Consider the following 14,065-nt stretch of genomic DNA (forward strand, 5'->3'; position numbering starts at 1 on the left):
CACGCCTATATATGAAGGCCACGCGCGCATTCCTATAGGTGCGCTATTTTTGCCGGACGGGACGTGAAAGATGACCGAAACAGAACTGCGCGCGGCCTTGTCCAAAGTGCGCGATCCGGCGGCTGGCGCGGACGTGATCGCCAGCGGACGGGTGTCGGGCGTCATGATCAGGGGCGGGCAGGCGGGCTATGTGCTGGACACTGGCGGATTGTCACAGGGCGATGTCGCCGCGCTGAAATCCGCGCTGGATCAGGCCGCGCCGGGTGCGCGGGTCATTACGACGTCCGAGATGAAGGCGGCCCCGAAGAAAGCTGCCGCGCCGCATGACGTACCCGCTGCGAAGCTGGAAAATGTTGGCCGGATCATCGCCGTCGCATCCGGAAAAGGTGGTGTCGGCAAGTCGACCATATCCGCCAACCTGGCCGTGGCGCTGGCGCAGGCGGGTGAGCGTGTCGGGCTGCTGGACGCGGATATTTACGGGCCGAGTGTGCCCATGCTGCTGGGGCTGGAGGGGCGCGCCGAGGGTGTGCAGGGCAGGATCCAGCCGATGCACGCGCATGGCATCAAGGCGCTGAGCATCGCCGCCCTCACGAAACCCGGCCAGGCGGTGATCTGGCGCGGGCCGATGGCGGCGGCGGCCATGATACAGATGCTGACCGATGCCGACTGGGGCGAGCTTGACACGCTGATCATCGACATGCCGCCGGGCACGGGCGACATTCAGCTAAGCCTGGCGCAGAAGATCGCCGGGGCTGAGGCGGTCATCGTTTCGACGCCTCAGGATCTGGCGCTGATTGACGCGGAAAAGGCCATCGCGATGTTCGGCAAGGTCGGCATTCCGGTTCTGGGCATTGTCGAGAACATGTCGACATTCGTCTGTCCCGCCTGCGGCGCGGCGACCGATATATTCGGACATGGCGGCGCGGAGGAAACTTCGAAGGCGCGCGGCGTTCCGTTTCTGGGCGCAGTCCCGCTGACGATGGCGCTGAGGAAGAGTGCGGATGCAGGTTTACCAGCCGTTCTTGGTGATGGCGAAGCGGCCGATGCGCTGCGCCAGGTCGCCGGACGGCTGCTTATGAAACAGGAGACGAGATGATGCCGCTGACCAGGGATTCCGACATAAAGGCACTGTTGGAGAGTGTGCGAACGATTGCGCTGGTGGGCCTGTCAAATAAAGCGAGCCGCGATTCGAACCGGGTGATGAAATTTCTGCAAGGTCAGGGATATCGCGTGATCCCGGTAAATCCCGTGATTGCGGGTGAAGAGGTGCACGGCGAGACCGTGGTCGCGTCGCTTGCCGATGTCGCGCTGCCTATCGACATGGTGGATGTGTTCCGCAATTCCGACGCCGCAGCCGCCGTGATTGACGACGCGATTGCCGTCGAGGCCGGGGCGGTCTGGATGCAGCTGGGCGTTGTGAACGATGAGGCCGCCGCAAAGGCCGAAGCGGCGGGCATGGCGGTCGTCATGGACCGGTGTCCGAAGATTGAAATTCCACGCCTCGGCGTTCAGCCGCGCTGACGCTATCGGTTCAAACAGGCAGAGTGCCGCCCCCAAAGCGGGTTAGGCGCCGCCTCGACATCTTTTCTTTTTCAGGATCACGTCATGACTTCAGCGGACGCGCTTTTCACCCCGTTCACCTGCCGCGGAATGACCATTCCGAACCGGATTGTCATGGCGCCCATGACGCGCAGCCAGTCGCCGGGCGGTGTGCCGACAGAGGATGTCAAAAACTATTACGGCCGGCGCGCCGCCGCCGATGTCGGCCTGATCGTCACCGAAGGCACCACCGTGGACAGGGGCGGGGCCTCGAACGATCCGCGCGTTCCGAATTTCCATGCGCCCGAAGCGCTCGACGCGTGGGGCGATGTCGTCGAAGCGGTGCACAAGACCGAGGGCGCGGCGATTGCGCCGCAGCTGTGGCACGTCGGCATGGTTCGCAAACCTGGCACGGGACCTGTTCCCGAGGCTGTCAGCGACAGCCCCTCTGGCGTGACCCACCAGGGCAAGGAAGTTCAGCCCGTTCCCACCGATTCCGAAGTCGCGGATATGATCGCGGCCTTTGCGAAGGCCGCCGGGGACGCGTCGCGGCTGGGCTTCGACGCGGTCGAGCTGCACGGTGCGCATGGCTATCTGATCGATCAGTTCTTCTGGTCGATGATGAACAGGCGCGATGGAAAATATGGCGGCGAAACGCTGACCGAGCGGGCCGCCTTCGCCGCCGAGATCATTCGTGGATCGCGCGCCGCGATGAATGACGATATGCCGCTGATCCTGCGCTTCTCCCAGTGGAAACAGCAGGAATATACCGCGCGGCTGGCGGAAACGCCGCAGGAACTGGAAGCGTTCGTCACGCTGCTTGCCGATGCAGGCGTCGATATCTTCCACTGCTCGCAGCGGCGATGGTGGGAGCCGGAGTTTCCCGAGATCGATGGAGATGAGGGACTGAACCTTGCCGGCTGGACCAAGAAGCTGAGCGGGAAGCCGACGATCACCGTGGGATCGGTCGGACTTTCCTCGGACTTCATCGGCAGTTTCGGCGGTGAAGGATCGAAGACGCGCCCCATTGCGGACATCGTCGAGCGGGTCGAGAAAGGCGAGTTCGATCTGGTCGCCGTGGGCCGCGCCCTGCTGCAGGATGCCGATTGGGCCGCGAAGGTAAAGGACGGGCGGCATGATGAACTGCGGCCGTTCGATGCGGCGTCGCTGGCGACGCTGAGCTAGCGCGCGGACTGTCACGCGGTCCCGGCTGGTTGCGTTTTTATGTTGCGGACTGTTCGATACTGACAGGCGTCGTCCTTCCTTCGCGCGCCGTTTCCTCATTCGCCGGGGCGGCGGACCTTGCGCGAGGCAGCGCCAATCACCCCCGACCATCCGCTGCGCTAATTCCTCTTCGCCGCCCGGTCCGCGCGCCAGCGGTCGATCATCGCGGTCATTTCCGCGCGGACTTCTTCATGCAGGGATTGGGTGGCGCTGGCGACCAGGTTTAAATTGCGGGCAACGGGTTTGTTAAAGCTTGGCGCCGCGCCCTTGCTGTCCGTGACGATGCCGCCTGCCTCCATCACGATGAGGGCGGCGGCGGCGATGTCGAGTTCGCGGCTGGGGCGGCCGTCGAACATGGCGTCGGCTTCTCCCTCGGCGACACGGGCCATGCGCAGGGCGATGGAATTTGGCTTGGCGACGGGCGCGCACGGCGGCCCCTGCCAATATTTCGAGCGGAACGTGTCGGCGTCGAGGGGCAAGCGCGCGCCGGAAAGTTCAGCCTTGCCGCTGACGCTTATCCTTTCGCCATTGCGATAGGCGCCCTTTCCAAGGCGTGCGGTGTAGAGGAGGTTGGGAACCGGCGCGTAGAGCAGGCCCACGGTGGGGATGCCGCCATCGATGACGGCGATGGAAATGCACCAGCCGCTGCGCCCCCGGACGTAGTCGCGCGTGCCGTCGATCGGATCGACCAGAAACGCACGGTCGCGGTTCAGGCGGGTAAGGTCGTCCGCGCGTTCCTCCGACAGCCAGCCATAGTCCGGGCGCCTTGAGAGCAGCCGCCTTGAGAGCAGCCCGTCGATCGCGACGTCGGCTTCGGTCACCGGATTGCCAGGCGATTTTTCCCATTTTTCAACGCCGCCCTTCGCAAGGTCGAGGGCGAGCGCGCCCGCCTCGCGCGCAGCCGCGGTCATGAGAGCCAGGTCGTCGGCGCTCATTCCCCGGCCACGGTCATGCCCTCGACAAGCAGGGTCGGCGCATTGGTGGCATGGCGAAACTCAAGATCGCTGGCGGGGATGAGGCGGGCGAACATGTCCTTCAGATTGCCGGCGATGGTGATGCCGCTGACCGGACGGGTTATCTCGCCATTTTCGATCAGGAAACCGCCCGCGCCGCGGGAATAATCGCCGGTCACGATGCTGACGCCCTGGCCGATCAATTCGGTGATCAGGATACCGGAGCCGATAGCGGCGATCATGTCTTCGCGCGATTGCGTGCCCGCCGCCATGTGCAGATTGGAAGGGCCGATTCCCGGCGGGCCGCCCGTGCCGCGCGCGGCATGGCCGGTCGTGGCAAGACCAAGCTGGCGGGCCGCGGCATTGTTGAGAAGCCAGCCTGTCAGGCGGCCATCCTCGACGATGCTGCGCCGGGTCGTGGCGATACCTTCCCCGTCAAAGGCGCGGCTGCGGTGGCCGCGCGCGCGGTGCGGGTCTTCCAGAATGGCGACGCCGGCGCCAAAAACCTGCGCATCGGGTTCGGTCAGGAAGCTGGTGCCGCGGGCGATGGCGCCGCCATTAATGGCCCCGATCAGGTGACCGACGATGCCGGGCGATACGCGCGGGTCGAACAGGACAGTCATGACGCCGCTTTTCGGTTTTACGGGATTGAGGCGTGCGACCGTGCGCGTTCCGGCGCGGCTGCCAACCTCTGACACATCCTCCAGATCCGCGAGATGGCGCGCGCTGTGCGAGGCATAGTCACGCTGCATATTTTCACCTTCACCCGCGATGACGCTGGCATAGACGCTGTATGACGTGCCGGTACGGGCCGCGGCAAAGCCGTGACTGGTGGCAAGCGCAAAGGTGCCGCGGCTGGCGCTGGCACCGCCGCCGCCGGAATTGGTGACGCCGTGGACCGCGCGTGCGGCATCCTCGCACTGGAGCGCGTTCGCTTCGAGGGCGGTGAGGTCGACTGTGCCGCCATCATCGGTCTGGAGATCGGGCAGCGCCGTCTTTGCCAGCATCTCCTCCGGCACGAGCCCGGCATGCTCGTCGGGCGTGGCGAGCCGGGCCATGGCAACGGCGCGCCTGGCCGCCTCTGCAATGGCGGCGGGCGCGAAGTCCGACAGCGCAACGCTCGCACTGCGGTCGCCCGCAAACGCACGAATGCCGATCTCCGCATCTTCGGAACGGCTGATGTCCTCGACATTGCCAAGACGTACGGAGACGGAGGCGCTGTCGCCGCCGACATAGACCGCGTCGGCATGGCTGGCCCCGGCGCGCTTCAAAGCGGCGAGGACGGTTTCGAGATGGGCGAGGGCGTCTGTTTCGGTAATCACCCGCGCGCACTTAGGGATGCACGGCGCGAATGGGTAGTGCGCCTGGCATGGCGGCGCATCGAAAATTATATGTGACGACATGCTTTGACCGGGGAACATGCCGCAGGCCAGCTCGCCGCCGACCAGATCCAGTCCCTGACGCGAAGCGCGCGGGCCGCGCCCCTGCGCTCGCTATAAACCGGCGATCAGAATTCCGGCGGCAAGGAGGGCACCGGCGACGCTATTGCTCCGAAAGCGGCCAAGCGCCTGCCTTGGATCATGAATATCGAGATCCTGTACCTGCCACATCAAATGACCGGCGAAAACAACGGCGAGCCAGCCCTGCGTCCAGGGATCGATGGCGAGGATGATCGCGATCAGCGCGCAAATATATGACGCGCCGTAAAACAGCGCGATCCAGATATTCGCGCGCGCTCCCAGAGCGCGGGCGCTGGATTTAATGCCGGCGAGGGCGTCGTCCTCGACATCCTGCAGCGCGTAGATGGTGTCATAGCCCAGGGTCCAGAACACACCGGCGAGATACAGGAATACCGCGCCCCAGCTGAGCGTGCCCGTCGCGGCGGCATACCCCACCAACGCGCCCCAGTTGAAGGTAAGGCCGAGCCATGCCTGCGGCCACCATGTGATGCGTTTCATGAAGGGGTAGGCAGCGACGAGGACAAGGCTGCCCATTGCGACCAGGGCGGCGAACAGATTGAGCTGGATAAGGACGAGGAGACCGATGAGGCAGAGCGCGGCGAGGAAGATCCACGCACCGCGCAGGCTGATCGCGCCGGATGCGAGCGGGCGGCTGCGCGTGCGCTCAACCTTCGCGTCGAGGTTGCGGTCGACGATATCGTTATAGACGCATCCCGCCGAGCGCATGGCGAGCGCGCCCACCAGAAACAGCGGGATCAGATAGGCGTCGCGCAGCGGCGCCCCGGCCAGGAATACGCCCCAGGCGCATGGCCAGAAAAGCAGCCATGTGCCGATGGGACGGTCGAGGCGGGCGAGCCGTGCCCAGGGCCGCCATCCCGCCGGAAGCAGGCCGACGATGGAGCGCCGCTTTGCGTCAGGTGTGACCGCCTCACTCATCCCCCGCCTCTACAAGGCCTGGAAGGATATGGCGTTCGATAATGTCGTTCGTCTGGCTGTGCATGTCCTTGCGGTTGTAGTTCGTCGACAGGATGACGATGACGGTGTCGAGCTGGGGAAAGATCGCGACCTTGTTACCGCCATTGCCGGACATGTAGGCCGCCGGTTGCGGCGGCAGGCCCTCCGCCTGGAAAAGGCGTCGCCACCAGAACCAGCCATAGCCGTCGGTGGGCGTTGCGTTCAGTTGCTGGGTGCCAATCAGGCCAAGCATGTCTTTCGATATCAGCTGCCGCCCCTCATGCTGGCCGCCGCTGAGAACGAGGCGGCCAATGGCGGCGAAATCGCGCGCCGTCAGCGACAATTGCCCGCCGGACTGAACTTCGCCGGAAGGAGAGCGCGTCCATTCGGGGTTCGAGATTCCGAGCGGCGTAAACAGGCGCTGCTGCACATAGTCGTCGAACGGCATCCCGGTGGCGCGCTCGACAATGCGGCCGAGAAGAAACGCCCCCGCCGTGCAATAGGAAAACCGTCCGACACCCTTGTCCGAGCGGACATAATCCGGGTCGATCGGGATATCGAGCGCGAAGCGGGTCCAGTTGCGTTTCCGATACATCCTCTCCTCATTGCCGGGGCTGGCATCATCCCAATCATCGCATTCAAGCGCGGATGACATGTTCATAAGATCCGCAATGGTGATCGCCTGTTTTTCCGGGCCGTCATGCCTGAAAGGCGCCTCGGCGGCGAACGCGGTGAAGGCGGGCGCATAGATGTCGGGAATGCTGCCATCGTCCACAGCCATGCCGACCGCCAGCGCCGTAATGGATTTTCCGGCGGAGCGCGCGTCGATGCGGCTATCGGCGTCCGATTTGCCGAAATAATTCTCATAGACAATCTTGCCGCCGCGTTCGACGATAATGGCCTCGATCTTGCGATACTCACCCGCATCGACGGCGCTGCTGAGTTCGGTGAAGTGCTCTTCGGCGGCGAACGTAGGCGCCGCGATGCCAGACCCGAGAAGCAGGGCACAGAGGACATTGGCGATCTTGAGCATTTTTCCGTGACTCCTTTTCCATCGCGATTTGTTATGGCGGGTACGCGCGTGCGAGGCTACGTCATTCGGTCATGGCTGGCAGGCATATCTCTCGACTTTACTGCGCGGACGCGTTGGGCGCGGGCCAGGCCGTCGCGCTTGGCGCGGACGCCGCGCGGCACCTGGCGAGCGTGCTGCGTCTGGCAGTGGGCGACGAGGTGCGGCTGTTCGACGATGTCACGGGGGAATGGACCGCGCATATCGACGCGGTGTCAAAGCGTGATGTCATCGTTCGCGTCGAAAGGCAGGTATCGCAGCGCGAGACCGTGCCGGATGTCTGGCTGTGCGCCGCGCCGATCAAACGCGCGCGCTATGAGTGGATTGCGGAGAAGGCCTGTGAACTGGGTGCCGCGCGGCTGGTGCCGCTGCTGACCGCGCGGACGGGCGGGGTCGAGGCGCAGCAGGCGAAACCGGAGCGGCTAAAGGCGCATATGATCGAGGCGGCGGCGCAATGCGGGCGTACGGCGCTGCCGGAACTTGGGGACGCGGTGCGGCTGACGCAATTCCTGCGGGATTGGCCGGCGGAGCGTGCGCTGATCTTTTGCGATGAAGAGAGCGCCGGGAAAAACGGCGCGGATGCGATTGAAACCCTGAAGGCGTGTCCCGCTCCGGCCGCGATCCTGATCGGGCCGGAGGGCGGCTTTTCAGATGATGAACGCGCAGCGATTTCAGCGGTGGCGCAGGCGCGGCGGATCAGCTTAGGACCGCGTATCCTGCGGGCGGATACGGCGGCGGTCGCCGCTCTGGCATTGTGGCAGGCGGCGCATGAACAAAGGTGACGACATGAGCGATGCAACCGAACGGCTGGTAATCCGGCGTCCAGATGACTGGCATGTGCATTTGCGCGATGGCGAGATGCTGGCGGCGGTGACGCCCTATACCGCGCGGCAATTTGCGCGGGCCATCGTGATGCCGAACCTGTCGCCGCCGGTGACGACAATTGCCGCGGTGGACGCGTATCGCGCGCGGATCATGGCGGCGGTGCCCGCCGGTGTTTCGTTCGAGCCGCTGATGACAGCCTATCTGACGAACGATATCGACGCGAAGGAGATTGCGCGGGGACATGCCGAAGGGGCGTGGACGGCGGCCAAGCTGTATCCGGCCAACGCGACCACCAACAGCGCGCATGGCGTGACGGATGTAAGGCACATCCATGCCGTGCTGGAGCGCATGCAGGCCATTGGCATGCCGCTTCTCGTACATGGCGAGGTCACCGATCCCGAGATCGACATTTTCGACCGGGAGGCGGTGTTCATCGACCGTGTCCTGTCGGGGATCGTGAAGGACTTTCCGGAGCTGAGGATCGTCTTCGAGCATGTCACCACGGCCGATGCGGTGCAGTTTGTGGACGCCGCCGGCACCCATGTCGCGGCGACGATCACGCCGCATCATCTGGCGTTCAACCGCAATGCGATCTTCGCGGGCGGTATTCGGCCGCATTATTACTGCCTGCCCGTCGCGAAGCGGGAGCGGCACAGGCTGGCACTGAGGAAAGCGGCCACGGGCGGGTCGGCGAAGTTCTTTCTGGGCACCGATAGCGCCCCGCACGAGCAGGGGGCCAAGGAGTCCGCCTGTGGCTGTGCCGGGCTATTCAATGCGCCGCATGCGCTGGAAAGCTATGCGGCGATATTCGATGAAGAAGGGGCCCTGGACCTGCTGGAGGGGTTTGCGTCGCTGAACGGGCCGCGTTTCTACGGACTGCCGGTCAATAACGAGCGTGTCGTTCTGGAGCGCGCGTCCGCGGCGGTTCCCGATACGATTCCGGCGGCGGGAAGTGCCGTGGTGCCCTATCATGCGGGGACTGAGCTTGCCTGGCGTTTTGCGGGTATTCACGACGCCTAGGAAAAACTGCGCTTTTGCGCAGTGAAGGAAATTCGAGGATGACTCAGGCCAAAGAGCGGCGCTAAGTCCCAGAAATGAGCACGCGCGAGAACACTGGTGCCGCCGCACCGACAATCCGGGGGCGTGCAGACCTGCTCGCCGTCTTTGAAAATGGCTGCAAACCGAAGGCCGAATGGCGCATCGGTACGGAACATGAAAAGTTCGTCTATCGCCTGAGCGATCATTCCGCGCCCGCTTATGATGCCCCGGGCGGCATTCGCGATGTGCTGAAGCACATGGAAGCCTTTGGCTGGAAACCGATTTACGAGAAAGACAATGTCATCGCCCTGAAAGGCGATGACGGGAATGTCAGCCTGGAACCGGCGGGGCAGCTGGAACTGTCCGGTGCGCCGCTTGACAGCCTGCACGACACCTGTGCGGAGACCGGGCGGCATTTGCAGCAGGCGAAGGAAGTCGGTGCTGAGCTTGGCCTGGGATTTCTTGGCCTTGGCATGTGGCCGGACAAGTCGCGCGAAGAACTGCCGGTCATGCCGAAGGGGCGCTATGGCATCATGCGGCGCTATATGCCCACGGTGGGCGCGCTGGGGCTGGACATGATGCTGCGAACCTGCACGATCCAGACCAACCTCGACTATTCCAGTGAAGCGGACATGGTGAAGAAGTTCCGCGTATCGCTGGCGCTGCAGCCGCTGGGAACGGCGCTATTTGCGAATTCACCATTCACCGACGGAAAGCCTAACGGATATCTGTCCTATCGCAGTCATATCTGGACCGACACCGATCCCGACCGCACGGGCATGCTGCCATTTGTTTTCGAAGACGGGTTCGGGTTCGAACGCTGGGCGGAATATATGCTGGACGTGCCGATGTATTTCGCGGTGCGCGGCGATGATTATGTCGACCTGGCCGGAAAATCGTTTCGCGATTTCATGGACGGCAGGCTGGCGGAACTTCCCGGTGAGCGGCCCACCGCCGACGACTGGAATGACCATTTGTCGACGGCGTTCCCCGAGGTGCGCCTGAAGAGCTTCATGGAAATGCGCGGCGCGGATGGCGGACCGTGGGGGCGTATCTGTGCGCTGCCTGCATTGTGGGTCGGATTGTTGTACGACCAGACATCGCTGGATGCGTGCGCCGATCTGATTCGCGACTGGACCATCGACGATCTGGCGATCATGCGGAACGATGTGCCGCAACACGGGCTGAAAACGCGTGCGCCCATCAATGGCCGACAGGGCACGCTGCGCGATGTCGGAAACGAAGTGCTGAAGATCGCGGAGGCGGGGCTGGTCGCACGCAGGCGGCTCAACACGATGGGCGACAATGAAGCCGGTTTCCTGGCACCGCTGTTCGAGATCGTCGAAAGCGGCATGACGCCTGCGGACCGGCTGCTGGAGGCCTATCATGGCCGTTGGAACGGTGATGTCAGCAAGGTCTATGAAGAGGAAAGTTTCTAGCCTTATTGCAATCTGATGATCGATTGTGTATATATTCGTTCAGGAGAATGGATATGGCGACGATATTTGCCCCTGAATTTCCGGATGTGGACCATGGCGACAACGCCGCGATCCTGAGCGAGGCGCTGGCGCGTGTCGCGGTGTTCTGGAAGCTGTCCAATGCCGAACTGGGGCAGGCGCTGGGACTGTCGGCGGCATCCGCATCGCGTTTGAAGAACCGGACATATGATGTGCAGCCGGGAACCAAACCGTTTGAGCTGGGGCAATATGTTGTGCGGCTGTTCCGCGGGCTGGACGCGCTGCTGGGGTCCGATGATGCGGCGGCGCAAAGCTGGCTGCGCAGCGATAATCGGGAACTGGGCGGCAAACCGATCGAGCGCCTGCCGACGATCAGGGGCCTGCTCGACCTGACGGCCTATGTCGATGGATATCGTGGCCGCAGCTGACACGCAGCGGGTCCGCGCGCCTGTCCCCGATGAAACGATGCTGCGCTCTTATGCGCGGCCCGTATGGCGTATCGTCGAGGCGCAGCACCGGATTTCAACGAACAGGCTGGCGGATGATCCGGCGGCGCAGGCGCGGCTGGAGCAGCTTGTCGAGGATGTAAAGCCAACCATGCCGGACGCGGCGCTGGGGCTGCACTTCCTGCTCGCATCGCCATTTCGCTATTGGCACGCGGCGGGCACGCGGTTTCGCCGCGCGGGCGTGAAGCCGGGCATTTTCTACGCGTCGGAAACCGAAGAGACAGCGCTTGCGGAAACGGCCTATTGGCGGCTGCGCTTCTTTGCGGCTGCGCCCGCCATGACCCGGCCGCAGGCGACGAGCGAGCATAGCGCGTTCACCGTTTCCGTGCGTACCGCAAAAAGCCTTGATCTCACGGCACCGCCGCTAGATGCGGGAGACGCCTTATGGATGCGCAAGGATGATTATGCGCCCTGCCAGCGCTTTGCCGATCATGCCCGCGCGCTCGATACGGAAATCATCGTGTATCGCAGCGTCAGGGACGATTCCGGCGGAAGGAATGCCGCCATTCTGGCGCCGCGGGCGTTCGCGGGCGAACCCGATATAAGAACGACCTGGCACTTCCGTTTCGAGGGAGACCGGCTGACCGCGCAGGCGGCGTTTCCGGCGCGGCGAACCGTGGTCTTTCACGGCGAAAGCAAGCGATAACGCCTGACATCATGCGCCGTCAGTCGGCGATGTCTATCCATACCGGCGTGTGGTCGCTGGCCCGGTCGCGGCCGCGATATTCCTTGTCGACCTGGGCATTCATCAGGCGATCGGCGATGGTGGGACTGAGCAGATGGTGGTCGATACGCAGGCCCGCGTCGCGCGGCCATGCGCCCGCCTGATAATCCCAGAATGTGTAGAGCCCGTCATCCTGCGGATGAACGGCGCGCAGCGCTTCCAGCCATCCCTGCGCAAGGATCGCGCGCCAGGCGGCGCGGCTTTCAGGCTCGATCAGGGCATCGCCCGCCATTGCGCTCGCGGAAAAGACGTCGCGGTCTTCCGGCGCGACATTATAGTCTCCGGTGAGGACCGCCGGGATCTCCGCATCCCACAATTCCGCCGCGCGTTTCCGAAGCCGTTCCATCCAGCGCAGTTTATAGTCGAATTTGGGTCCTGGCAGGGGATTTCCATTGGGCAGATAGATGCTGGCAATGCGAACGCCCTCATAGTCCGCCTCGATATAGCGTGCCTGATCCTCCGCGCCGGATTCAAGGCCATCCTCGCCGGGAAGGCCGGTCATGACGAGCCTGGCAGGTTTGCGGCTGAGAATGGCGACGCCGTTAAACGCCTTCTGGCCATGGACAAGGCAGTGGTAGCCGATTTCCTCCACCTCCCTGACCGGGAAGCCTTCCGTTACGGATTTGATCTCTTGCAGGCAGGCGACGTCCGGTTTGGTTTCTTCAAGCCATTCCAGCAGGCGCGGCAGGCGCGCCTTGATGCCGTTGACGTTATAGGTCGCGATGCGCACGGAGCCTGGAGCCTTTTCGCGCGGCTAGACGGAAAAGGACGTGCCGCAGCCGCAGCCGGATGCCGCCTGCGGATTTTTAACCTGGAACGATGCGCCGCCAAGGTTGGAGACAAAATCCACTTCCGAACCATCCAGCAGGTCGAGGCTGACCATGTCCACGATCAACTTCACGCCGTCGGTTTCGGTGACGATATCGTCATCTTCCAGCGCCGTTTCCAGGCCGAACTTATACTGAAAACCGGCACAGCCGCCGCCCTCCACGGACAGGCGCAGCATCGCCGGCGCGCCCTGCCTTGCGGCGATGGTCGCGACACGTTCTGCCGCGCTCGATGAAAGAGTTACGGAAGCCATAGAGGGAATGTAGGGCGTGTCAGGGTTGCGCGCAACGTCAGTCGGCGCAGGAAGCTGCCGCGCGGCGCGTTTACTTCGCGCCGACGATGCTGCTGGGCATCGCACCGATATCGGCGGTTTCCAGGAACGGCATCGGATTGACCGCGCGCCCGTCGATGCGCACCTCGTAATGCAGATGCGAACCGGTCGAACGACCGGTCGAGCCCATGCCGCCAATCTTTTCACCGCGTGCGACGCGATCGCCGACGCGTACGTCGAGGCGCGACATGTGCGCGTAGCGTGTGGTCAGGCCGCTGCCATGATCGATCTCGACCAGCTTGCCATAGCCGCCATGGCGACCCGAACGTACGATCGTGCCTTCCGCCGCGGCATAAATGGGCTCACCGACGGGGCCGGACATATCGACCCCCTGATGCATGGCCGTCGTGCCCTTGAAGGGGTCGAAACGAACGCCGTAACCTGACGTATATGTATAGGATTTCACCGGCTTGTAGCTGGGCACGGCATTCAGGCCCTTTTCAAGCAGATCCAATTTCTTCCAGCTGAGGAACAGCTGCGCGAAATGAGGGTCGGCGTCGTTCAGCGGGCTACCGTCTGCGGTCGCGCCGATATCGGGTCCGCCAACGCCGCCAAGTACCGACTGCCGGACGAAACGTTCCGGGCGCAGGCCCAGCGAGCGCAGCGTCGCCTGATGATCGCGGTAACGCGCCTCGGCTGCTGTCGAAGCTTCATCGACGAATGCCAGCTGGGTTTCTTCCAGACGGGTAAAGGCCTGCATCAGGGAGGGCGACGATACGTCGTTGCTGCCTTCCTTGGGAAGGATCATCGCGAGTTCGCCAAGGTCTGCCTTGCCTTCGTAAAGACTGGCCAGAAAATTCTGCCGTTTGGCCAGTCGCGCAGCCTGCATGTCTATGTCGTTGCGAAGGGCAGCGACATGGGTGCGCATCTTCTTCGCCTCCAAACGGCTGTCTGCGAGCTGTTGCTCCAAATGGCCATCAGGGGCAGCCATCACCGCGGCGCCAGTGGCCACGCCGGTATAGCCGATCATCGCCGCGAAGACCGCGCTGGCGATGATCTGGGACCGCACGGTCAGCTTGACGACGCGCATGCCCTTTTCCTCGTCATAATGCATAAATTCGCGCTCACGGAACACGCTGGAAATGATCGCGGAAAGACGCTGACGCATATACAAATAACCCCCTGTCACCGACCCGGACTGGCCCATGTCGGTGCGT

General features: G+C 63.6%; 15 protein-coding genes. 8 read left to right on the forward strand and 7 right to left on the reverse strand.

Annotated features, from left to right (window positions below):
- Positions 1–70 precede the first annotated feature (70 nt).
- The 3 genes from KCG44_RS12640 (at position 71) to KCG44_RS12650 (ending at position 2,724) form a co-directional block, all read left to right on the forward strand.
- A complete protein-coding gene (locus KCG44_RS12640; RefSeq protein ID WP_218446472.1) occupies positions 71–1,096 on the forward strand; it encodes an Mrp/NBP35 family ATP-binding protein in 1,026 nt (341 codons plus the stop codon).
- On the forward strand, positions 1,096–1,521 hold the full coding sequence (locus KCG44_RS12645; RefSeq protein ID WP_218446599.1) for a CoA-binding protein: 426 nt from the start codon (positions 1,096–1,098) through the stop codon (positions 1,519–1,521). Before KCG44_RS12640 ends, KCG44_RS12645 begins: the two co-directional genes overlap by 1 nt.
- 84 nt (positions 1,522–1,605) lie before the next feature.
- Positions 1,606–2,724 carry an NADH:flavin oxidoreductase gene (locus KCG44_RS12650; RefSeq protein WP_218446473.1) on the forward strand — a complete coding sequence of 373 codons (1,119 nt, stop codon included), beginning with the start codon at positions 1,606–1,608 and terminating at the stop codon, positions 2,722–2,724.
- A 158-nt stretch (positions 2,725–2,882) separates the two neighbouring features.
- Here the strand turns inward: KCG44_RS12650 and KCG44_RS12655 are convergent, their stop codons facing one another.
- From KCG44_RS12655 to KCG44_RS12670, 4 genes are all read right to left on the reverse strand, one after another.
- On the reverse strand, positions 2,883–3,698 hold the full coding sequence (locus KCG44_RS12655) for an inositol monophosphatase family protein (protein ID WP_218446474.1): 816 nt from the start codon (positions 3,696–3,698) through the stop codon (positions 2,883–2,885).
- Positions 3,695–5,038, reverse strand: a complete 1,344-nt coding sequence (locus KCG44_RS12660; RefSeq protein ID WP_218446475.1) for a TldD/PmbA family protein — start codon at positions 5,036–5,038, stop codon at positions 3,695–3,697. Before KCG44_RS12660 ends, KCG44_RS12655 begins: the two co-directional genes overlap by 4 nt.
- Positions 5,039–5,209: 171 nt before the next feature.
- Positions 5,210–6,112 (reverse strand): 4-hydroxybenzoate octaprenyltransferase, encoded by a 903-nt coding sequence (gene ubiA / locus KCG44_RS12665; RefSeq protein ID WP_218446476.1) that lies wholly within the window; start codon positions 6,110–6,112, stop codon positions 5,210–5,212.
- The gene (locus tag KCG44_RS12670) at positions 6,105–7,163 is read right to left on the reverse strand and encodes a serine hydrolase domain-containing protein (RefSeq protein ID WP_218446477.1); all 1,059 of its coding nucleotides are present in this window, start codon (positions 7,161–7,163) and stop codon (positions 6,105–6,107) included. Before KCG44_RS12670 ends, ubiA begins: the two co-directional genes overlap by 8 nt.
- Positions 7,164–7,234: 71 nt before the next feature.
- On the opposite strand from KCG44_RS12670, the gene KCG44_RS12675 reads away from it, so the two are divergent.
- The 5 genes from KCG44_RS12675 (at position 7,235) to KCG44_RS12695 (ending at position 11,671) form a co-directional block, all read left to right on the forward strand.
- Complete coding sequence (locus KCG44_RS12675) at positions 7,235–7,981, forward strand: 16S rRNA (uracil(1498)-N(3))-methyltransferase (RefSeq protein WP_218446478.1); 747 nt, start codon at positions 7,235–7,237, stop codon at positions 7,979–7,981.
- A 4-nt stretch (positions 7,982–7,985) separates the two neighbouring features.
- Positions 7,986–9,044, forward strand: coding sequence for a dihydroorotase (gene pyrC / locus KCG44_RS12680; protein ID WP_218446479.1), 1,059 nt, complete (start codon positions 7,986–7,988; stop codon positions 9,042–9,044).
- A 74-nt stretch (positions 9,045–9,118) separates the two neighbouring features.
- Positions 9,119–10,501 carry a glutamate--cysteine ligase gene (locus tag KCG44_RS12685; RefSeq protein WP_218446480.1) on the forward strand — a complete coding sequence of 461 codons (1,383 nt, stop codon included), beginning with the start codon at positions 9,119–9,121 and terminating at the stop codon, positions 10,499–10,501.
- Between the two features lie 53 nt (positions 10,502–10,554).
- On the forward strand, positions 10,555–10,947 hold the full coding sequence (locus KCG44_RS12690) for an MbcA/ParS/Xre antitoxin family protein (protein ID WP_218446481.1): 393 nt from the start codon (positions 10,555–10,557) through the stop codon (positions 10,945–10,947).
- The gene (locus KCG44_RS12695) at positions 10,934–11,671 is read left to right on the forward strand and encodes an RES family NAD+ phosphorylase (RefSeq protein ID WP_369411987.1); all 738 of its coding nucleotides are present in this window, start codon (positions 10,934–10,936) and stop codon (positions 11,669–11,671) included. The genes KCG44_RS12690 and KCG44_RS12695 overlap by 14 nt, the downstream gene beginning before the upstream one ends.
- Before the next feature lie 19 nt (positions 11,672–11,690).
- On the opposite strand, the gene KCG44_RS12700 is transcribed toward KCG44_RS12695, so the two are convergent.
- The 3 genes from KCG44_RS12700 to KCG44_RS12710 form a co-directional block, all read right to left on the reverse strand.
- The gene (locus tag KCG44_RS12700) at positions 11,691–12,479 is read right to left on the reverse strand and encodes an exodeoxyribonuclease III (RefSeq protein WP_218446482.1); all 789 of its coding nucleotides are present in this window, start codon (positions 12,477–12,479) and stop codon (positions 11,691–11,693) included.
- Between the two features lie 24 nt (positions 12,480–12,503).
- Complete coding sequence (locus KCG44_RS12705; protein ID WP_218446483.1) at positions 12,504–12,830, reverse strand: HesB/IscA family protein; 327 nt, start codon at positions 12,828–12,830, stop codon at positions 12,504–12,506.
- A 70-nt stretch (positions 12,831–12,900) separates the two neighbouring features.
- Complete coding sequence (locus KCG44_RS12710; RefSeq protein WP_218446484.1) at positions 12,901–14,016, reverse strand: M23 family metallopeptidase; 1,116 nt, start codon at positions 14,014–14,016, stop codon at positions 12,901–12,903.
- Between the last annotated feature and the right edge of the window lie 49 nt (positions 14,017–14,065).

The sequence above is a fragment of the Pacificimonas pallii genome, assembly GCF_019204005.1.
Taxonomy (GTDB): domain Bacteria; phylum Pseudomonadota; class Alphaproteobacteria; order Sphingomonadales; family Sphingomonadaceae; genus Pacificimonas; species Pacificimonas pallii.